At 43.3% G+C, this 20,565-nt stretch carries 17 protein-coding genes; 11 read left to right on the top strand and 6 right to left on the bottom strand.

Features of this window, described 5'->3' with window-relative positions; genetic code table 11:
• Position 1 precedes the first annotated feature (1 nt).
• A complete protein-coding gene (locus VR862_RS03615) occupies positions 2-1,855 on the bottom strand; it encodes a 2-oxoacid:acceptor oxidoreductase subunit alpha (protein ID WP_324719581.1) in 1,854 nt (617 codons plus the stop codon).
• A 212-nt stretch (positions 1,856-2,067) separates the two neighbouring features.
• Here VR862_RS03615 and VR862_RS03610 point away from each other — a divergent pair, with 212 nt between their 5' ends.
• The 6 genes from VR862_RS03610 to VR862_RS03585 all read left to right on the top strand — a co-directional run bounded on the left by VR862_RS03610 (position 2,068) and on the right by VR862_RS03585 (position 9,422).
• Complete coding sequence (locus VR862_RS03610; RefSeq protein WP_324719580.1) at positions 2,068-2,418, top strand: 4Fe-4S binding protein; 351 nt, start codon at positions 2,068-2,070, stop codon at positions 2,416-2,418.
• A gap of 18 nt (positions 2,419-2,436) precedes the next feature.
• Entirely contained in the window at positions 2,437-5,964 is a 3,528-nt protein-coding gene (nifJ, locus tag VR862_RS03605; protein ID WP_324719579.1) for a pyruvate:ferredoxin (flavodoxin) oxidoreductase, read from the top strand.
• 74 nt (positions 5,965-6,038) lie between these two features.
• Positions 6,039-6,416 (top strand): hypothetical protein, encoded by a 378-nt coding sequence (locus tag VR862_RS03600; protein ID WP_324719578.1) that lies wholly within the window; start codon positions 6,039-6,041, stop codon positions 6,414-6,416.
• Positions 6,417-6,590: 174 nt separating this feature from the next.
• Complete coding sequence (locus VR862_RS03595; protein WP_324719577.1) at positions 6,591-6,941, top strand: DNA-binding transcriptional response regulator; 351 nt, start codon at positions 6,591-6,593, stop codon at positions 6,939-6,941.
• Between the two features lies 1 nt (position 6,942).
• Positions 6,943-7,986 (top strand): hypothetical protein, encoded by a 1,044-nt coding sequence (locus VR862_RS03590; protein ID WP_324719576.1) that lies wholly within the window; start codon positions 6,943-6,945, stop codon positions 7,984-7,986.
• A complete protein-coding gene (locus tag VR862_RS03585; protein WP_324719575.1) occupies positions 7,983-9,422 on the top strand; it encodes a glycosyltransferase family 2 protein in 1,440 nt (479 codons plus the stop codon). Before VR862_RS03590 ends, VR862_RS03585 begins: the two co-directional genes overlap by 4 nt.
• On the opposite strand, the gene VR862_RS03580 is transcribed toward VR862_RS03585, so the two are convergent.
• Positions 9,419-10,657: a YaiO family outer membrane beta-barrel protein gene (locus tag VR862_RS03580; protein WP_324719574.1), complete on the bottom strand. Its 1,239-nt coding sequence runs from the start codon at positions 10,655-10,657 to the stop codon at positions 9,419-9,421. The two genes, VR862_RS03585 and VR862_RS03580, sit on opposite strands and share 4 nt — an antisense overlap.
• A gap of 133 nt (positions 10,658-10,790) precedes the next feature.
• On the opposite strand from VR862_RS03580, the gene VR862_RS03575 reads away from it, so the two are divergent.
• The 3 genes from VR862_RS03575 to VR862_RS03565 all read left to right on the top strand — a co-directional run bounded on the left by VR862_RS03575 (position 10,791) and on the right by VR862_RS03565 (position 15,272).
• Positions 10,791-12,047: an alginate export family protein gene (locus VR862_RS03575; RefSeq protein WP_324719573.1), complete on the top strand. Its 1,257-nt coding sequence runs from the start codon at positions 10,791-10,793 to the stop codon at positions 12,045-12,047.
• A 115-nt stretch (positions 12,048-12,162) separates the two neighbouring features.
• Entirely contained in the window at positions 12,163-14,307 is a 2,145-nt protein-coding gene (locus tag VR862_RS03570) for a glycoside hydrolase family 97 protein (RefSeq protein ID WP_324719642.1), read from the top strand.
• 407 nt (positions 14,308-14,714) lie between these two features.
• Positions 14,715-15,272, top strand: coding sequence for a TrkA C-terminal domain-containing protein (locus tag VR862_RS03565; protein ID WP_324719572.1), 558 nt, complete (start codon positions 14,715-14,717; stop codon positions 15,270-15,272).
• Positions 15,273-15,604: 332 nt separating this feature from the next.
• Here the strand turns inward: VR862_RS03565 and VR862_RS03560 are convergent, their stop codons facing one another.
• Positions 15,605-16,495, bottom strand: a complete 891-nt coding sequence (locus tag VR862_RS03560; RefSeq protein ID WP_324719571.1) for an arsenite methyltransferase — start codon at positions 16,493-16,495, stop codon at positions 15,605-15,607.
• Between the two features lie 173 nt (positions 16,496-16,668).
• Here VR862_RS03560 and VR862_RS03555 point away from each other — a divergent pair, with 173 nt between their 5' ends.
• Both VR862_RS03555 and VR862_RS03550 read left to right on the top strand, forming a co-directional pair.
• Positions 16,669-17,298, top strand: a complete 630-nt coding sequence (locus VR862_RS03555) for a porin family protein (protein WP_324719570.1) — start codon at positions 16,669-16,671, stop codon at positions 17,296-17,298.
• A gap of 252 nt (positions 17,299-17,550) precedes the next feature.
• The gene (locus VR862_RS03550; protein ID WP_324719569.1) at positions 17,551-18,042 is read left to right on the top strand and encodes a DUF4494 domain-containing protein; all 492 of its coding nucleotides are present in this window, start codon (positions 17,551-17,553) and stop codon (positions 18,040-18,042) included.
• Between the two features lie 108 nt (positions 18,043-18,150).
• Here VR862_RS03550 and VR862_RS03545 read toward each other — a convergent pair whose 3' ends face one another.
• Genes VR862_RS03545 through VR862_RS03535 form a run of 3 tightly spaced genes read right to left on the bottom strand, consistent with a single transcriptional unit; the run spans position 18,151 to position 20,553 of the window.
• The gene (locus VR862_RS03545) at positions 18,151-18,900 is read right to left on the bottom strand and encodes a LytR/AlgR family response regulator transcription factor (RefSeq protein WP_324719641.1); all 750 of its coding nucleotides are present in this window, start codon (positions 18,898-18,900) and stop codon (positions 18,151-18,153) included.
• Between the two features lie 13 nt (positions 18,901-18,913).
• Entirely contained in the window at positions 18,914-19,237 is a 324-nt protein-coding gene (locus tag VR862_RS03540; RefSeq protein ID WP_324719568.1) for a 2TM domain-containing protein, read from the bottom strand.
• Positions 19,228-20,553, bottom strand: a complete 1,326-nt coding sequence (locus VR862_RS03535; protein ID WP_324719567.1) for a 2TM domain-containing protein — start codon at positions 20,551-20,553, stop codon at positions 19,228-19,230. The genes VR862_RS03540 and VR862_RS03535 overlap by 10 nt, the downstream gene beginning before the upstream one ends.
• Positions 20,554-20,565: the final 12 nt, after the last annotated feature.

Raw genomic sequence — 20,565 nt, 5'->3', positions numbered from 1 at the left:
CTTATTCCACAATTTGTTTGATTTTTTCTTTAAGCTCATTATTGGCAAAAGGCAATCCCTGAACTTTGTTGTACTGAAGAAACTCCCGGTTGATATGCATTCTCAAAATGTTGGCGAATTGACCGTTGTTTAGTTCACATACAATGACTTTTTTGAATTTTTTGAGCACCTCTTCCGCGTTTTTGGGAAGAGGATTGATGTAGGTAAAGTGGGCGAATCCAATGTTTTTATGTCCTTCCTCATAAAGCTGTTTTACGGCAGTGCGAAGAGATCCGTAAGTACCGCCCCATCCTACGACCAGCAAGTCACCTGCTTGTGCAAATTCAGTTTGCAGCTCGGGAATAAAGCTTTGTACTCTTTTGACTTTTTCGGCCCTGATTTGGGTCATTGTCTCGTGGTTTTCAGGAACGTGTGAAACATTTCCCGTCCTCTGGTCTTTTTCAAGACCACCTACTCGATGCTCCAATCCCGGGGTTCCCGGTACCGCCCAATCCCGGGCAAGAGTGATCTCGTCCCGGTTGTATGGATTCCAGTTCTCTTTTGCCTCGGTGACTTTTCTTGTTTTGATAGGAGGCAGGTCTTCTACTTTCCTTATCCTCCAGGGAGCTGAACCATTAGCAATATATCCATCGGTCAGCAGTACTACAGGAGTCATGTGTTCAAGCGCAAGTTTTGCTGCCTGGTAGGCATAGGTAAAGCAGTTGGCAGGGGTACTTGCTGCGATGACGATCACCGGACTTTCCCCGTTACGACCGTACATTGCCTGTAACAGGTCAGACTGTTCTGTTTTGGTTGGTAGACCGGTAGATGGACCACCTCTTTGTACGTTAACAACTACCAACGGTAGTTCTATCATCATGGCCAGTCCCAGGGCTTCTCCTTTAAGTGCCAGGCCGGGACCGGAGGTGGTAGTTATTGCAAGGTCACCGGCAAAGGATGCACCAATTGCCGAAGTTATTCCTGCGATCTCATCTTCTGCCTGGAAGGCTTTTACTCCAAAATGCTTGTGCTTTACCAGTTCATGCAGTATATCTGTCGCCGGAGTAATTGGATAGGAGCCTAAGAATAATTCGAGACCAGATTTTTCTGCGGCTGCGAGAAAGCCCCAAGCTGTCGCTGTATTTCCCATGATGATCCTGTAGGTGCCGCTCTGCATTTTAGCAGGGGAAACACTATAGGAGTTCGGGATCAGTTCTATAGTTTCAGCATAAAAATATCCGGCATTAAGAACTTTTGTATTTGCTTCTATAAGGTGTGGCTTATTCCTGAATTTCTTGTTGAAGAAGCCAATGGTATGTTCGGGAGAACGGCTGTAGAGCCAGTATACCATCCCTAAGGCGAACATGTTCTTGCTCCGGGTGATCATTTTTTGATCCAGGCCTTCAACGTTCTTAAGAGCTTCTTTTGTAAGAGAAGACATTGGTACCTGTATCACGCGGTAGTTTGAAAGACTTCCATCCTCCAGAGGGTTACTGGCGTATTGGGCTTTTTCAAGATTCTTTTTGCTGAAGGAATCTACATCAACTATAATAGTCTGCCCCGGTTTTACCGCATAAAGGTTCGTTTTAAGCCCTGCGGGATTCATGGCAACAAGAAGATCAACATTGTCCCCAGGGGTGCTTATCTCAACACTTCCAATGTGTACCTGGAAGCCCGATACGCCATAGAGACTGCCTTGTGGGGCGCGAATTTCTGACGGGTAGTTGGGGAAGGTGGCCACATCATTTCCAAACATAGCCGAAGTATCAGAGAATTGAGTACCTGTAAGCTGCATCCCGTCCCCCGAGTCTCCTACAAACCTTATCACCACTGCATCAATAGATTCGGCCGGTAGTTTTGTTTTTTCTGCGATCATAGGATATGGTTTTTTAAACTTTGGTTTTAACCAATTATCACCAAATGTATATGCATTGAGCAGCAGGAAATATGATGCAGGTCATATAGTTTTTAAAATGAGCTTATTAAGAATAATTCTTAGTTAATTGAAATATGATGAGTATCATGTTTGAGCACGTAAAGCCACAATACTTTTATTGGAAATTCTATAATAATTTAAAACCAATAGTTATGGCTCTTTTTATAACAGATGAATGTATCAACTGCGATGCCTGTATTTCGGAATGTCCAAATACAGCCATCTATGAACCCGATCAGGAATGGTCTTTAGCAGATGAAACTGCACTTGAGGGTATTATAACCACTCCCCGGGGAGAAGAAATGGATGCCGAAGAGCAGCAGGAAGCTTTGTCTGATGAATTCTACTTTATAGTAGCCGATAAATGTACCGAGTGCAAAGGCTTCCATGACAATCCTCAATGTGTTTCTGTATGTCCTGTAGACTGTATACATCCACGGGAGGATATGGAAGAAAACGAAGAACAATTACTGGAAAAGAAAGTTTGGCTTCACGGAGCTTAATATGAGAAACTATATATTATGGAGAAAAATTTTCCAAAGCTCATTTGTGATGCCAACGAAGCTGTTGCCCGTGTAGCGCATAAAACGAATGAAGTATGTGCCATTTATCCTATAACGCCGGCCTCTCCCATGGGAGAGCATGTGGACGTCTATAGTTCAAAAGGGAAAAAGAACATTTGGAACAATGTTCCTAAGATCGTGGAAATGCAAAGTGAGGGCGGTGCTGCAGGTGCGGTACATGGTTCACTGCAAGCCGGGGCGTTAACTACAACGTTTACGGCTTCTCAAGGTTTACTCCTCATGATCCCTAACATGTACAAGATTGCAGGCGAACTGCTGCCCAATGTGATACATGTTGCGGCAAGAACAATTGCAACACATGCGCTTTCCATTTTCGGGGATCATTCAGATGTTATGGCAGCCCGGCAAACGGGATATTCTATGCTCTTTGGCGGCTCGGTTCAGGAAGCTCAGGACTTTGCCCTTATTTCACAGGTAGCTACTTTAAGATCCAGAGTTCCTTTTTTGAATATATTCGACGGCTTTAGAACCTCCCACGAAATCTCCAAGATCGACGGAATTCCCGATGATATCATCAAGGCAATGATGCCCGAAGATAAGATCATGGAGCACAAAAAACGCTCTCTCGATCCCGATAGTCCGGTGATACGCGGAACCTCTCAAAACCCCGATGTTTTCTTCCAGGCCCGCGAAGCTGCCAACCTTTATTATCAACGCGTACCGGAGATCGTCCAGGAGATCATGGATGAATTTTACATGCACACCGGCCGCAGGTACAACCTGTTTGACTATGAAGGGCATCCAGAAGCTGAAAAGGTCGTTGTGATCATGGGTTCCGGGGAAGGTGCCGTGAGAGAAACTGTGGATACCCTGCTGAATTCTGATGAAAAGGTAGGGGTGTTGATCGTTCGGCTATACAGGCCATTCTCCATAAAAGACTTTATTGCCAAGGTGCCAAAAACGGTAAAAAAGATCGCTGTTCTGGACAGGACCAAAGAACCCGGAAGTACCGGAGATCCACTTTACCTGGACGTGGTCACAGCTTTTGCCGAGACTGGTGGAGATATTCCGCAGATCGTTGCCGGCCGTTATGGTCTTTCTTCCAAGGAGTTCAATCCTGCGATGGTAAAAGGGATCTTTGATGAGCTACAAAAGCCTTTGCCAAAGAACCATTTTACAGTAGGTATTAATGACGATGTAACCTTCAGCAGCCTGCTTTATAACCCGGTATTCAAAACAAAGAAAAACACCTTTAATTGTCTGTTCTATGGTTTGGGATCTGACGGTACTGTTGGAGCCAACAAGAACTCTATCAAGATCATTGGGGAGACCACAGATAATTATGTGCAGGGTTATTTCGTCTATGACTCTAAAAAGGCAGGTTCACAGACAGTTTCACACCTGCGCTTTGGTCCGCAGCCAATTTTCTCCAGTTACCTTATCAATACTGCCGACTTTATTGCCTGTCATCAGTTCAATTTTGTTGAGAAATATGACCTGCTGAAAAAGATAAAAAAAGGTGGAACTTTTCTTCTGAATGCTCCATTCTCAAACGAGGAGGTCTGGGATATGCTTCCGCAGAAAATGCAGGAAGACATTGTAGAGAAGGAATTAAAATTCTACGTGGTAGACGCTACAAAAGTGGCTCTTGAAGCCAAACTGGGGAAACGTACCAATACGGTTTTACAAACCTGTTTCTTTGCAATTTCCGGAGTGCTTCCTGAAGATGAAGCTATTCAGAAGATCAAAGACGCAATTGTGAAATCTTACTCGCACAAAGGAGAAAAGATCGTTCAAATGAACTTCAATGCGGTCGATAAATCTTTGGAAAACCTCCAAAAAGTGAATTATCCAAAGCAGATCACCAGTAACAGGCATCTTAAGCCAATGATGACCGGTGAAGCCGATCCTTTTGTAAAAGATGTGCTTGGAAAGATCCTGGCAGGGCAGGGAGATGAACTCCCCGTAAGCGCATTCCCTGTTGACGGTACTTTCCCAACAGGTACTACTCAATATGAAAAACGCGGTATTGCCGATTTTGTGCCGGTTTGGGATGGGGCCGATCTTTGCACCCAATGTAATAAGTGCGTTGCTATTTGCCCGCATGCTGCTATTCGCGCTAAAGTAGTTCCTACTGAAGATCTTGCCGATGCTCCGGCGAGTTTAACTACAGTTCCGGCTAAGGGAAGACCTTTTACAGGAACAGATTCTTATATTTTACAGGTATCTCCTGAAGATTGTACAGGCTGTGATCTTTGTGTGGCCGTTTGTCCTGCACAAAGCAAGGAAGTGGATAACTTTAAGGCCATCAACATGCGCAGCAAGCTTGATGTTGCTGAAGCCGAAAACAAGAACTGGGATTACTTTACCCGACTGCCTTATTACGAGCGCACAGAATTACAGATCACCAACGTAAAAGGATCACAGTTCCTCGAGCCGTTATTCGAATTTTCGGGCGCCTGTTCGGGATGTGGAGAGACTCCTTATATTAAAATGCTTACCCAGCTATACGGCGACAGTATTATGATCGCCAACGCGACGGGATGTTCGTCTATCTACGGTGGAAACCTTCCAACCACGCCTTATAAAAAGAATGAATTCGGTAGAGGTCCCGCATGGGCTAACTCCCTGTTCGAAGACAATGCCGAATTCGGCCTGGGAATGCGACTTGCCCTCACCAAAAAGCAGGAGATCGCTGTAGATCTGCTGAAGGAACTTGAACCGGTGATTGGTTCAGAACTGGTGAAGGCCATAGTAGAAAATCCTGAAGCAGATGAAGTTCAGAAGAAGCAGAAACATGCCGACATAGCTGAATTGAAGAACATTCTCTCTACTATTGGAACCCCCGAAGCACTTAAGCTTAATGAGCTAACTGAATACCTCCGCAAAAAAGCAGTCTGGATCCTGGGTGGAGACGGATGGGCTTATGACATAGGTTATGGCGGAGTCGATCACGTGCTGGCATCGGGAGAAGATATCAATATCCTGGTGATGGATACAGAAGTCTATTCCAATACCGGCGGGCAAATGTCCAAGGCAACTCCATTGGGAGCCAGTGCGAAGTTTGCGGTTTCGGGTAAGAGAACCTCAAAAAAGAGCCTTGCCTTACAAGCGGTTTCATATCAAAATGTCTATGTCGCCCAGGTGGCCATTGGAGCCAAAGATATGCAAACGCTCAAGGCAATTGAAGAGGCCGCGGCTTATCCCGGCCCTTCCATAATCATTGCTTACTCACATTGTGGAGAGCATGGATATGATCTTAAGCATGGACCAAGACAGCAGGAAAAAGCTGTAGAGACAGGCTACTGGCCACTCTTCAGGTTTGATCCTTCAAAGCCGAAAGGAAAGCGATTCAAGCTGGATTCCAAACCTCCCCAGGCACCGCTGGAAGAGTTCATGTACAACGAAACCCGCTTTACCCGCGTAGCCAAAGAAAATGCCGAGATAGGGGCGGCCCTATTAAAGCAGGCTCAGGAAGAAGTAGATTCGAAATGGGAAAGACTGGAACTACATAGGGATATGTAGACCTTAAAAAAATGGCTTTTTTGGCAGGTGTTTTTCCTGCCGAAAAGGCCTTTGTTCAACTAAATTTAAATTTTATGGAAAGCAAAGCACCCGGTCTCTTTGATGAAGCTGTTAGGAAGCTTCGGGAAGCCAATGAAGAGCTTTGCAGGCCAGAGGAGGATGTAGTATCCTACCTGGTCTGTAAAAATTCCCAGTTCGCTATTGAAAGTTTTATGAGAGGTTATCTTCTCAAGAACAACATTGAACCTGCAGGGGATGAGAACATTAACACTCTTTTCCAAAGATGTGTAGCCTTGAATGAAAAGTTTGGCGAAATCGACCTGCATGACTTTACATGCAAAGGCCAAAAACCAGATTCCCGCTCCTGTAGTGATACTGAAAAAATAAGCCGATGCTTTGAACTTGCCGGTCAAATGGACCAACTGCTTCGTCGGGAGAAAGTGCTAATATAAATACTACATAATCTAATCCAAACAAGACCCTGCCTCCAAAGGCGGGGTTCTTAATTTTAGCAACTCTCACTATATCAACAGGAGACATCTTCAGTTTTAACAATATTGTAACACAAATTTATTAGATTTGCTATGTATAGAGCCCCAATTCTATATCCCCCTACATAACCTAAAATGGCAAAAACCGCCCTGATAATTCAGCAGGACCTTATCCTATTGCAGGTCCTGGAACGAATGATCCTTACGCATCAATACAGGTGCAAAGCAATTCGTGCGCTAGACGAGCTGGACATTGAAGACCAGGATGAGAATTTTGATCTTATCATCTCAGATATTCTTTTTGATGGAATTGCACCTCTGGATTATGTTCACCAGTTAAAGGAGATCATTCGCCACAAGTCCCTGCTCATTATCACAAGCATGGGACAGAAGAAAGTACGGCAGGAAATTCTGGACATCGGGAATGTTTCAGGATTTTTTGCAATTCCTCTCAACTTCGATAAAGTAGAACAAATGCTGTCTTAGTATGGAGGAAAAACTACTTCTACTTATTCAGGTTCTTATCTGCATTCTTGTAATGGTGTGGTTCACCATAGGTTTCAGCCTGGTTTATCGAAAGATTCGGAAAAGTCAGCTGAACAGGATCGAAAAAACTTTCTCCCGTGAAATTGCAAAATTTCTTTATCCGCCCAATGGAGAGGAATATCATTACCTGAACGTACAACGTGCACTGCAGGCCGTGGGAGCAAAGCCTTCCAAAAGAGGAAATATCCAGTATCTCATTGATCTAATGATCAGGGCCCAAAGATCAATGTTAGGTACAAATTACAGTAAGTTACGCGTACTATTTGGCCAGATACCTCCATATGGTGCCTCTTTGTCGAAACTAGATAGCAGGAAATGGTATATTAAAGCGAGAGGGATAAGGGAGATCTATGAAATGGAGCAGGTTCAGCACATTAAAGAGATTACTCGGGAAAGGAATAACCCAAATATTTTTGTGAGACGGGAAGCACAGATCGCTATGGTGGTCTTTCTGGGCTGGGAGAGCCTGCGTTTTCTTCCTTACCTCAAAAGGGACATGACCTTGTGGCAACAGATCAAGATCGTGGAAAAACTTTTTGCTCTTTACCCTGATGCACAGATCAAATACCTCAAAAAAACCTACGGCACACAGAGACCTTATGCCCAGGAGTTGCTCATGCGGATCATAAGAAAGTTCAATCTTTTTACAGAAGTAGATTATATTATTGATTTCCTTGACCATGAAAGTTTTGATCGCCGGGAAACGGCCATCTACTGCCTTAGTTCATTCCAGCTTACACAGGAACAACTTCAGGAAGTAAAGAATAAGTTCTTTAAAATTCCGAATACAGAACAGCAGGTACAGCTGCTGCAGTATGTAGCTCGAATCTCACCTGAACCCGATCTGGAATTCTGTAATCAGGTTCTGCAATCCGGAAATGATATCCTGGAACTAAGTGCTGCCGAGGTGCTCTGGAAGAGTGGTCATGAAGAACTCGTGCGTGAATTCTACTATAGCCAGTACACGCTAAAAGAGGTGATATGACAGAATTTTTACAGAGCATCTATGTAAAGATCAGCTGGATATTTTTTGTCTACGGGGCACTCCTGCTAACCGTCTATTTTCTTGGGGTCATTCTTTCTGCAAGAGCCGTGAAGCGGAACAAACGCAGGGCGAGATTTTTGGAGGTGAAGGACATTGTAAGTGCTACCGATATTCCTTCGGTGACCCTGGTTGCACCTGCTTTTAATGAAGGGCTTACCATAGTTGAAAATGTTAAATCCCTACTTTCCATACAGTATCCTTTTTATGAGCTCATTGTGGTCAATGACGGCAGCAAGGACAATTCCATGCAGCTACTTATCGAGGAATACAAGCTTAAGCCAATAGACTCCACTTTTATCGTTCAGCCTATTCCCACTGCGATGGTGAGGGCTGTTTATAAAAGTACAGAAGCACAATACAAGCACCTCACTATTATTGATAAGAACAACGGGGGGCGCAGTGACGCCATTAACTGCGGAATCAACTTTGCTACGACAGAACTGGTGTTATGCACCGACGCCGACTGTATAATAGAACAGGATGCGATCCTTAAGATGGTGCGGCCTTACCTCGAGGAAGGAGACAAGGAGATCATTGCATGTGGTGGTGCTATTGGCGTGGCCAATGATTCAGATATCAGGGAAGGCATTCTGAAGAAATTACGCGTTCCCAAAGATCTTTTGACCACGACGCAGGTTGTAGAATATATTAGAGCCTTTTTAATAGGCCGGATGGGTTGGGGAGAGGTGAACGGTTTGATGTTGGTTTCCGGCGCCTTTGGAATGTATCCCCGTAGCCGGTTATTGGAAGTAGGAGGCTTTAATACAAAAACTGTGGGCGAGGACCTCGAGCTGTGTATAAGGCTTAGGGTGCACATGGAAAAACTGAAGAAAGCTTATAAAGTTGTCTATGTCCCCGAAACCCTCTGCTGGACGGAAGTGCCTCACTCTTACAATATTTTCGTCAAGCAAAGGGACCGGTGGGCGAGGGGACTTTGGGAAACCCTGAAACTTCATAGATATCTCTTTATGAACCCGAGGTTTGGAAAAATGGGAATGATCTTTTTTCCCTACTGGTGCTTTTTTGAGTTTGGGGCGCCAATTATAGAATTTTTAGGGATCGTTTTTATGTTGATATTCGGGTATTACGGGTTGATTGACTGGCCTTCAGCAATTTTATTGTTTACTGCTGTTTACTTGCTGGGATGCATCTTTTCTTCTGTGGCGGTCTTCTTTTACATCCTAAACTTCAGGCACTATTCTTCAGCTAAAGAAATTGCGGAGTTGTTGCTTGCCGCATATCTTGAACCTTTTCTTTTTCACCCCGTCCTTGTATTCGGGCAGCTCAAAGGGCTCTACAAAAAACTCTTCGGAATAAAATCAGGTTGGGGAAATATGACGCGCAAAGGCTTCAGCACTAAACCTTCAGCCACTTAAAATTTAAACCGGTAGCTAAGGCTGGAAGTGAATTGGTTCCCGGTCTCGTCACCCGGAAGGTCTTCAGAAAGAACCCCGCCGCTTAGGGAGATCACATGGTGGATGCCCAGGGTTTTTGAAATACCGAGATTGATAAATACTGCTTCCAGGGTTGGATTCTCCTGAGCTCTCGTATACAAAGTAGGTTCATCGGGAGAGATCCCGCTTCCTATCCTTCCAAAAAGGTAATTTTCGGGGGTGCTTAAATAGTATCGTACGTTGAACTGGTAATTCTGTGCCATTTGTTCAAGCCGTTCGGGACCAACAAAGGCACGGGCATTAAGGTAAAATCTTCCTGTGTAGGCGGTGAGCCCGGCTATAGTAGAAAAATAGCTGTTGTCATTATAGAAGAGACCTCTAAATCCTGCTTCGGCTTCAAAGGAAGTTGCAAAGTTGTAAAAAACAGAAGCACTTGCCCTGTAATCCGGATAGATCTGCCCTTCAGAAAAACCCACATTAGCAAAGGCGTATAACTTTTCTGAAAAGATTGGATAGGCTTCGATTTCATAGAGGCTGCCGTCGTTATAAGAACGATCGGAATAGGTAGTCCTGCCTATAAGGGCAAGATTGCTGAAGTTGTGCTGATATTCGGCACTTACAGCATACCAGGAGTCGTTGCGGGGATAATTGTCGCTAAAGGAAATATACTGGCCTGTTACCTGTACTGCATTCCTGACGGTTACATTAATGATCTGCTGTAGTGCATACCTTTGTTCGTCATTAACTTGGCCGCTGACATAGGTTTGTGTAGCCAGCTCCCCGGCTTTTTTAATGTCACCGCTTTCCAGAAGTAACCTGGCTCTCCTTATGTTGAGGTCCGGGTGCGATCCATAGATCTTGAATAAGCGATCAGAGAATTTTAACCCTTCATTTCCTTCCAGCTGGTTAAGGCGCTGCATCGCTATTGTTTTTACCCCTTCATAATCTGGAGCTTTCATAAGTAGCAGGTTTATATCAGTTCCGGCTGCATCAAATTTCTGAAGGGCGAAAAGGGTTCTTACCTGTAAGATCCTAATGTCATGATAGCCCGGCGCTACTTCAAGTCCTGTCCTGGTGAGATCTAAAGCCGCTTCATATTTTCCTTCACGGTAATCCTGCAGTGCCTGCAGGTATAGTTTATCGGTATCTATTTGTTGGGTATAGCCAAAGAAGCTACTTAAAAGAAGTGCAAAAAAAAGGAACTGACTTTTTATCATTTTTGAGGGGCAATAGGGGTTCAAATGTATAAAAATTCCTCTCACAAGCTGAAAGTCTTTCTCCTAAGCTGAGCAAAATCATAAACAACACCAACATTTTTATCTTCTTTTGTACTGTTAAAAATTAAAAAACATGAAACGATCCCTTCTGCTCTTTGCAGCTTTTATTGCCTCTTTTTCTTCTTTAGCACAAAACTTTGAAGCCGGTCTGCAACTAAGGCCGAGATATGAGTTCAGGAATGGGTTTAAAACTCTCCTTACAGAAAATGATGATCCGGCCTCTTATATTTCTCAGCGATCGCGGCTCATCTTAGGCTATGATGACAACCCGTTACAGGTCAAATTTTCCCTGCAAAGCATTGGAGTGTGGGGAGATGCCCCTACTATGCGGCTGGAAGACAACAATGCCCTGTCGGTCTTTGAAGCTTATGGGCAATACCAGGTGAGTCCGCAGTTTATGCTGCGGGTAGGAAGACAGGTGCTGTCCTACGACAACCAAAGAATTCTTGGAGAAGTTGATTGGGCCCAGCAGGGGCAAAGTCATGATGCTGCCCTTTTGAGCTGGTTGCCCGCGCTTAATCAAAGACTCGATGTAGGTGCTGCCTACAATGCCCCGGCCGAAACGGTGACAAGAATTCCATATAACATCAATTCATATAAGAACATGCAGTTTGCATGGTATCATCTTGATGTAAATAATGTAGGCTTTAGCCTTCTGTTTTTAAATACGGGCTATGAACACAACACCGCAGGTGGCTCCCCCGAAGTGGATTACCTGCAGACATACGGTGCCTTTCACAAATTTGATTCGGGTAACTTCTTTGGAAATGTGGGTGCCTACGGCCAAACAGGAGAGCGAAATGACCGGGAAGTGGCGGCATGGTACGCCGGGCTAAATCTTGGTTATAAACTAAACACCGCCTGGACCCTGGGGATGGGAGGAGAATATTTTTCTGGTACAGATAGAAACCAGACCTCTGAGGATGTTTTTTCCTTCACACCACTTTTTGGAACAAATCATGGCTTTAACGGATTAATGGACTATTTCTTCGTTGGAAACCATCAAAATGACGTGGGACTCCTGGATTTCTACGGAAAACTTTCCTGGAAGTCTCCAAAAGCAGAATTTTTTATTGCACCTCATTTATTCTCCTCTGCAGCTGAAATAGGGGAAGGATATGATAAATTTCTCGGCACAGAAGTAGATCTGGTAGGGCTCTACAAGGTTAGAAAAGATTTTACAGTAGGCTTTGGATATTCCCAGATGTTTGGAACAGAATCTTTGGAAGCCTTAAAGGGAGGTGACAAGGATACTACACAAAACTGGGCTTGGGTAATGCTGAGTTTTAGCCCCAAACTGTTTCAGTACTCTCCTGAAAAGCTTCAGTAGGTATACTTTATAAAACATAAGAAAAGCAGGAGGGAATCCTGCTTTTTGTTTTGGTAAACATCCTTTCAAGAAGCTTATATTTGTGTTCTTAATTAAAATTTTTTCAGAAATGAAGATGAAGAATCCATTGATGCTTGCCTGCCTGTGGTTCGCGTTCACGTCATTGGCCCTGGCTCAAGAAGTCACTTCTCCAAATGGGGAGGTGCAAATGCATTTTGAATTGCTGGAGGATGGAACTCCAGCTTATAGCTTGTCCTATAAAGGAAAACCTGTAATAGAAACGAGTAAGCTAGGTTTGAAACTAAAAGATGATGAACATTCTCTTATAAATGGCTTTGAAGTAATAGAACGGGAAGAATCAACTTTTGAAGAAACCTGGGAACCTGTGTGGGGTGAAGAAAGCGAAATTCTGAATAAGTACAATGAACTGGCGGTAGTACTTAATCAAAAACCTACGGAGAGGGAAATGATTATAAGATTTCGAGTGTTCAATGACGGTTTGGGTTTTAGATATGAATTTCCGCAGCAACAGAATCTGGGACATTTCATAGTAGAAGATGAGAGAACAGAATTTGCGATGACCGGCGACCACACTGCATTCTGGATCCCGGGAGATTATGATACCCAGGAATACGACTATATTGAATCACGGCTTTCAGAAATACGAGGATTAATGGAAGAATCTGTTACAGATAATCTCTCTCAAACCTCATTTTCGGATACCGGGGTGCAGACCTCACTGTTGCTTAAAACTGATGAAGGTTTATATATCAACCTGCACGAAGCTGCTTTGAAAGATTATTCTGCTATGCACCTGGAACTGGATGATGAAGAGCTGGTTTTTACCTCATGGCTTACGCCAGATGTTACAGGAAATAAAGCATATATGATAGCTCCCGGAAAAACTCCCTGGAGAACAATTATTGTAAGTGATGATGCGAGGGATATCTTAGCTTCCCGCATGACCTACAATCTTAACGATCCAGTAGCTATTGATGACACTTCCTGGATCAAGCCCATGAAATATGTGGGAGTTTGGTGGGAAATGATCACAGGTAAAAGCTCCTGGCACTACACGAACGACTTTCCCGCTGTAAAACTGGACGAAACAGATTTTGAGAATGCCACTCCTAATGATACCCATGGAGCAACTACAGAAAATGTAAAACGCTATATAGACTTTGCTGCTGAACACGGTTTCGACGGCGTTCTGGTGGAAGGCTGGAACATTGGATGGGAGGACTGGTTTGGAAATTCGAAAGATTATGTTTTTGATTTCATGACTCCCTATCCCGATTTTGATCTGGAAGAGGTAAGGGATTATGCTAAAAGTAAAGGTGTTGAAATGATCATGCACCATGAGACTTCTTCTTCGGTAAGGAATTATGAGCGACACATGGATGCTGCATATCAGTTCATGAAGGATCATGGCTATAACGCTGTCAAGAGTGGATATGTGGGTGATATCTTGCCAAGAGGAGAAAATCACTACAGTCAATGGCTTGTGGATCACTACCAGTATGCCATTGAAAAGGCGGCAGATTATGAGATCATGGTGAATGCACATGAAGCTGTAAGACCAACAGGAATTGCCCGTACCTGGCCCAACCTTATCGCCAATGAGTCGGCAAGGGGTACCGAGTATCAGGCGTTTGGAGGTTCCAAGCCAAATCATGTGACGGTGCTTCCATTCACCAGGCTAATTGGTGGACCAATGGATTACACACCGGGAATTTTTGAAATGGATATTAGCAAGGCAAATCCAGATAATGACTCCTGGGTGAACAGTACAATAGCAAATCAACTGGCGCTTTATGTCACTATGTACTCTCCATTACAAATGGCCGCCGATTTTCCTGAGAATTACGAACGCTTTATGGATGCATTTCAGTTCATCAAGGATGTGGGAATGGATTGGGAAAAAAGTATCTACCTTGAAGCCGAGCCGGGAGATTATATTACTATTGCCCGTAAGGAAAAAGGCACTAATGACTGGTTTGTAGGTAATGTGAACGGGGAGACGCCAAGAACGTCGAAGATCTCTTTTGATTTTCTGGATGAGGATAAAACCTATATCGCTACGATTTACTCAGATGCAAAAGATGCGCATTACAGGGATAATCCACAGGCTTACAGGATCAGGAAAGTGGTAGTGAATAATGATTCCAAACTTTCTCAAAGGTTGGCACCGGGTGGTGGATATGCCATAAGTATTATGGAAGCCGAAAAGTCTGAAACCAGGGGACTAAAGAAGCTATAGTTCTCAATTTATAATAATGATGAAAAAGCAGGCAAATTTTGCCTGCTTTTTTGTTAGTCGTGCTGGCACGGGGCTTTCTTCTTATGAAGTACTGTGCACTACCTATTAAGCACTACAATTCTTTTTATTACCGGAGCCGAACCTTATTTTTTAAATTTATAGAAGATTCAATAAAAGAATGAAATATGGTTTCTGTGATGTCGCTTTTACTTGTCATAGCTCTTTCTATGCTAGTAATAAAAATAGGGTCAATTGCTTTATTAATGACAGGTCTTTCTGAGGAAGTAGCAAAATTCCAATCCCTGTCCGCTTTTTCCGGGACGGGTTATACAACCACAGAATCGGAAAGCATTTTAAAAGTGCCAATCCGGCGAAGGATTATCTCGATTTTGATCAGACTCGGTTCTGTGGGGGTAGTAACTTCTATTTCCACACTTTTGCTTTCTTTCCTGGGAGCAGGGGGCGCTACTACAGAACGGCTTTTGGTGCTTGGCTTAGGATTGATAATTTTGTTGCTCCTGGCGAGGAATAAAGCATTCAATCGTATTCTCAATCCTGTAATAGAGCGAATGCTTACCCGCTATACGGCACTGGATCTGAGGGATTATGTTTCTCTTCTTCATTTAAAAGAAGATTACCGAATAGCTGAGATCGATATAAGGAAACACAATTGGCTGGCCAACCAGACAATTAAAGACCTCAATTTAACAGATGAAGGGGTTCTTGTTCTTGGAGTAAAACGTGCAGGGGAAGTATATATTGGTGTGCCACCTACAGACCTGCGTCTACGGCCGCGGGACCTGCTAGTACTCTACGGTCGTAAAAAGCGGCTTAAGGAACTTGCAAAACGGGGAAGTGGCAACAAAGAAGCTCATCATAAGGCTATCGACGAAAACAAAATAGATGTAGCAGGACAACGGGCACAAATGGAGCGAATGAATGCCCAGGAGAAAGTGGAGAATTAGTACGGGGTCATAGGAGTTGAGTTTATCGGGAACGAGATTGTTTCAAGGCCTCTGTTCCCGATACAATTTCTTTTCTCGCTCTCGCTTCAAAAGAAATCACTCGAACTGACGGCTACTTGAATTGACGGCTATTCGAACTGACGGCACAGCATTTCCCCGTCAGTTCGAGTGAACTGAGACTGCGACAGCAGGATCAATTTGTATCGAGAATGACGGACCTTGGTTGAAGCCTCGTTCCCGATAATTTCTTTTTTCGCTCTCGCTTCAAAAGAAATCACTCGAACTGACGGCTACTTGAATTGACCGCTACCCGAACTGCCGGCAGAGAGGTACTAACAACATCCCGAATCCGGGGCACAACAGGCTTCTTCGTTTTGAAGGTCAGCCATTTTTAGTTTGGGTTTGTCTTTATTAACTCCTGGTTTCTCTGCATACACGGTGATGCTAAAGATCCCTGTCTTGCCTTTCCTGAATTCGGCCAATTCTTCCTGAGAAAGGTATTTCTCCAGGATATCATCAGGTATAGAAATTGGTTTCTCCTTTTGAATTTTTGTTCCGGTGAAGCCAGTATCTTCTATAAAACCTAAATAGTCTTTTTTTGGAATGGCACCGGCCACACAACCCGCATACATTTCGGCATCTTCGCGCAGGGCTTCGGGCAGTTCACCCACCAGTACGATATCTGAAATACTAAAATGACCGCCGGGCTTCAAAACTCTGAAGATCTCTTTAAACACCTTTTGTTTATCGGGAACCAGGTTTAAGACGCAATTACTTACGACCACATTGGCACTATTATCATTCACCGGCATGTCATCAATGTCTCCTTCGCGGAACTCTACATTATTAAAGCCCAGTTTCCCGGCATTTATCCGGGCTTTATTTATCATTGCCGGAGTAAAGTCAATACCAATTACCTTACCTGTTGCACCGGTTTCATGACGGGCTACAAAACAGTCGTTACCTGCTCCCGAGCCAAGATCAATCACTGTATCCCCGGGTTGAATACCGGCAAATGCAATGGGAAGACCACAACCGAGTCCCAGATCGGCGTCTTCAATGTAGCCATCGGTGCCGGTATAATCGTCCATCATGATGTTATAAACCTTATTGGAAGGAGTAGTTGCTCCGCAGCAGGAGGCAGCATTCTCTGCTTTCCCCTGTGCCGCTATTCTGGAATAGCGTTCTTTGACTAAATCTTTTAATTGCTGTTGGTTTTTCATTGCACTAGATTTTATTTACAAGATGTTTGGTAGATATATTGCAATATTACGATAAAAGGAGCTAACATCAAATAATTTTATGAGATTAAAATGCTCCTGCACCTCTTAAAGTAAAGTTAATTCTTACCTTTGCTGCGCTTCCCCTACAGCAAAAAAATCCCAAACTTCCTACAATGGAAAAGGTTCTTGTTGCTGTTATTACTGCGTTATTATTTTTAATCTTCCCGGCCAAGGGACAGGAGGCCGAAGTTTCCTGGGGAATAAAGGGAGGTGCGAATGCTTCTACCTTTAGGGATCGCCTGGAAATGGATGGAAGAAATTCTATTGATTATAATCTAAAAGCCGGATTCTTTTTTGGAGGTTTGGCAGAGGTCAGGCTGTCGAATAAGCTCAACCTACAGCCCGAAATTCTTTTTTCTCACCGCAATACAGGAATTGAGATTGACGGTTTTAATATTAATGATCCCAATTCAGAACTGGACTACCAGGCAGTTAGAACAGAATCTTTCCTGGAACTGCCGGTAGTATTAAGATATGATATGTTCAGGATCTTTTATTCGGAGCTTGGCCTGCAACTCGGTTATCTTCTACGTCAAAAAGAGGAGGTGAAACAAAGCTCTTTTGGACCCCACAGTTCTACCTTCGAAGACTATGATAGAGTTGATGCCGGCATCTCGGCCGGTCTCGGATTTAGACTGAGTCCCAAATTCAATTTGACAGGGAGATACTTGTTTGGCATTTTGAAGAGAGATAATTCTGTGAGTTCTTCTGTCATCTATGGAGGTTTGGAATATCTTTTTTAATTCTCATTTTTGTTTCACCTTTTAGAATACTAAAGCTCCAAAAAGGGAACTTTTTATTCCTGTTCTTCGTCAGCTTCGGCACAGATCTGAAGAATTTTTTCAGTAGACAATTTGTAGCTTAAAATCCCCTTCAGTTTCAGGTGTTTCTATTGGTCATGATTTTCCGGAGAGAAAATTGTGAATATCTCTGCGGCTATTTTGTTCTGAAGGCCTTCTAGAAATCCTATTTTTGGCTCCCTAAAAAAGATTATTATGAGCGTAATTTGGTATGAATGTAAGGTGAAATACAGAAAAACACATGAAACAGGAGAGCAGAAAGTAACTACAGACACCTATCTTCTGGATGCGGTATCTTATACTGAAGCCGAAGCGAGGATAAGCGAAGAAATGACTGCCTATACCAGCGAAGAGTTTAGAATCATGAATATTAAAGTGGCGAACTTTTCTGAAGTACATCCTTTTGAAAATTCAGATCGCTGGTTCAAATCAAAAATATCACTTATTGCTCTCGACGAGGAAAGCGGAAAGGAGAAAAAGACCAACATGTATATGCTGGTGCAGGCCAATGATGTAAAGGAGGCTTTTGAGAACACCACCACAGCCATGGCCAATACTATGGGAGATTACACCATCCCATCAATTACCGAGTCTCCCATCGTAGATGTGTTTCCATACTTTAGCGGCGAAGAAGAGCCGGCTGGGAACCTGGAATCTACAAAAGAGGAAAGCGAAGTTGTGGTTTAAAAAAATCACTGCTTATCAAATCAGGAAGAAGCACCTCCGGATAGGAAGGTGCTTTTTCTTTTCAGGATTTCCCCAAAAAGAGGTTCTAAAAATGTCATTTTTGGAAGGTCATTCCAGCCACTCCTTAAAGATCTTTACCCGTTCCCGGCTCACGATGATCTGTTGATCATCGTAATGCTCAAGCCGCACCTCCAGTCGCTGATTGGAATAGGTGATGATATCTTTTATATCTTTCATCCTGATGATAAACTTGCGGCTCACCCTAAAGAATTTCTCGGGATCCAACTCCTGCTCCAGCTTATCAAGGCTACTATCGAGCAGATAACTTCGGTTTTCTGTGGTGTGCAGGTAGGTGCCTTTATTTTCTGAATAAAAACAACTTATCTCTTCAGAATTGATGAGCTTCAAATGCTGTCCCACCTGGATGCTGAAGCGTTTTCGATAATCTGAAGTAGGCAGATTGAGCAGGTTCTTCAGGTTTTTAAGATCGATTGCGGCAGGGGAGGAGTGACGGGTCTTCCTGAATTTTACGATGGCTGTTTCCAGCTCCTCATCATCAATTGGCTTCAAGAGATAATCAATACTGTTGAGCTTGAAAGCCTGCAGGGCGTATTCATCATAGGCCGTCGTAAAGATGATGCAACACCCAATTTCTACATTTTCGAAGATCTCGAAGGAGAGACCGTCGCTAAGCTGAATATCCAAAAAGATCAATTCGGGATGCTCGTGTTGCAGGAACCATTTGGTAGCCTCTTCAACCGAATTTAGGGTTGCGACCACCTGCACATCCAGCTTTTCCAGCATACGTTGCAGGCGGCGTGCTGCGGGTTTTTCGTCTTCTACAATAACTGCGTTTATCATAAGTGATTCTTTATTCCCAGCTATTTCGTTTTTCCTTTTCCATAAGCTCTCTGATCTTTCGCTCCTCCCATGCTCTTCCAAAAAGTATGTTTGGCATAAAGACTCCGGCAGCATGGGCTACCAAACCTATTCCCCAAAAGAAAGCAGTAAAATAATTAGAAAGATCCTGAAGTCCTTCTTTAAGACCTTCCTCCCTTGTGTAGACAAAAAGCAGGAGAATATTAATGATAAGGTAAACCGCCAGGTGGCCGTAAAATCCCTTTAAAGCCTTGACTTTTTTCACTGCCCGCTGGTATTCAAGACTTTCAGTGTAATTGGGTTCATTTAGTTCCATGACTTACTTTTTTGTTGTTCTTTTTCCATTATTTCCCTGATCTTCTTTTCCTCCCACCGGGAGCCATAGCCAAAGACAGAAAATCCGTGTAAGGTAAGTCCTAGTCCCCAACCTAACATGGGAAACCAGAACCACTGGAATTCCCAATACGTGCGATAATTGATAAAAATAAGAAGAGGTATGACTACACAATAGGAAATAAGATTTCCATAAAATTCCTTTAGCTCCTTTACTCTTTGTTTGGCACGGTAATAAGAGTTATTTTCCTGAATTTGTTCGGTTTTCATAACTGTAATCTGTTTGGTTAATAGTGGCAGTTTTACTGCAAATCTCTCAGCGTTCTTATCAATCAGTACCTTCCGCTGAGTAACAAGGGAATACCGGTTCACAATGTTTTGAAGACCTACTCCGTTTCTGTTGCCAAGAACTTCCTTCTTCTGAAAATTGTTCTCTACCACGAGATAACCATTCTCTTCATAGATCTTGATGTGTAGTGGTCTTGCTTCGCTTAGCACATTATGTTTCACCGTGTTTTCCAGCAGGAGTTGCAATGAAAGTGGTACAACTTTAGCTCCCGAAAGTTTTAATGCTTCCGGCACCTGGTAATAAAGACTATTCTCAAACCTCATTTTTAGGAGGTTCATATAGGTCACGGCAAAAGAAAGCTCCTCCTCCAGGCTTACCAGCTCTTTGTCTTTTTGTTCCAGCACATAGCGATAGATCTTGGAGAGGGAAGTTGTGAATTTTTGAGCCTTTTCCGGGTTTTCGTCTATTAAAGAGGTCAGTACGTTAAGGCTGTTGAACAAAAAATGGGGATCTATCTGGTTTTTTAAGCTTTCAAACTTCGCCGAAGCTGTTCCTGCTATGATCTTTTGTTCAGTAACTTTTCTTTCCTGCAGGGCCTTATAGAAATATATGAGGTGAAAGACAAGAGAGACAACAGCTGTGAACAGGAGCGGAAAAAGGTAGTATCGTGCCCTTTCATTTTTAAGGAACGACTGCAAACTTTCTCCCTGAAAGAGGGTCTCATCCACCAGCCGGCAAAAGAAATAGGCAACCAGGGTAAGGATGACAGATCCGGCTGCCGCCAGGAGGACCCTGTTTAAAGTAGAGTTTTCCCAGCCTATCTTTTTTTCAAAAAATGTGAAGTATAACCCATTCGCCAGGGTAAGTATAAAGCAGTAAAAAAAATAGATACTCCAGGTTCTAACTTCCAGTAACGCCGGAAAATTTAATCCTCCAAAGAACAAATTAAGAGACATAACCACCAGGCAGATGACAACAGATATCTTTAATACTTTTAGAATAATTCTCATTTTCCCGGGTTT

The sequence above is a fragment of the Salinimicrobium aquimaris genome (genome assembly GCF_035607535.1).
Lineage (GTDB): Bacteria > Bacteroidota > Bacteroidia > Flavobacteriales > Flavobacteriaceae > Salinimicrobium.
The sequence above is the reverse complement of the archived record's forward strand: the minus strand, read 5'-3'. Positions and strand labels throughout refer to the sequence as shown.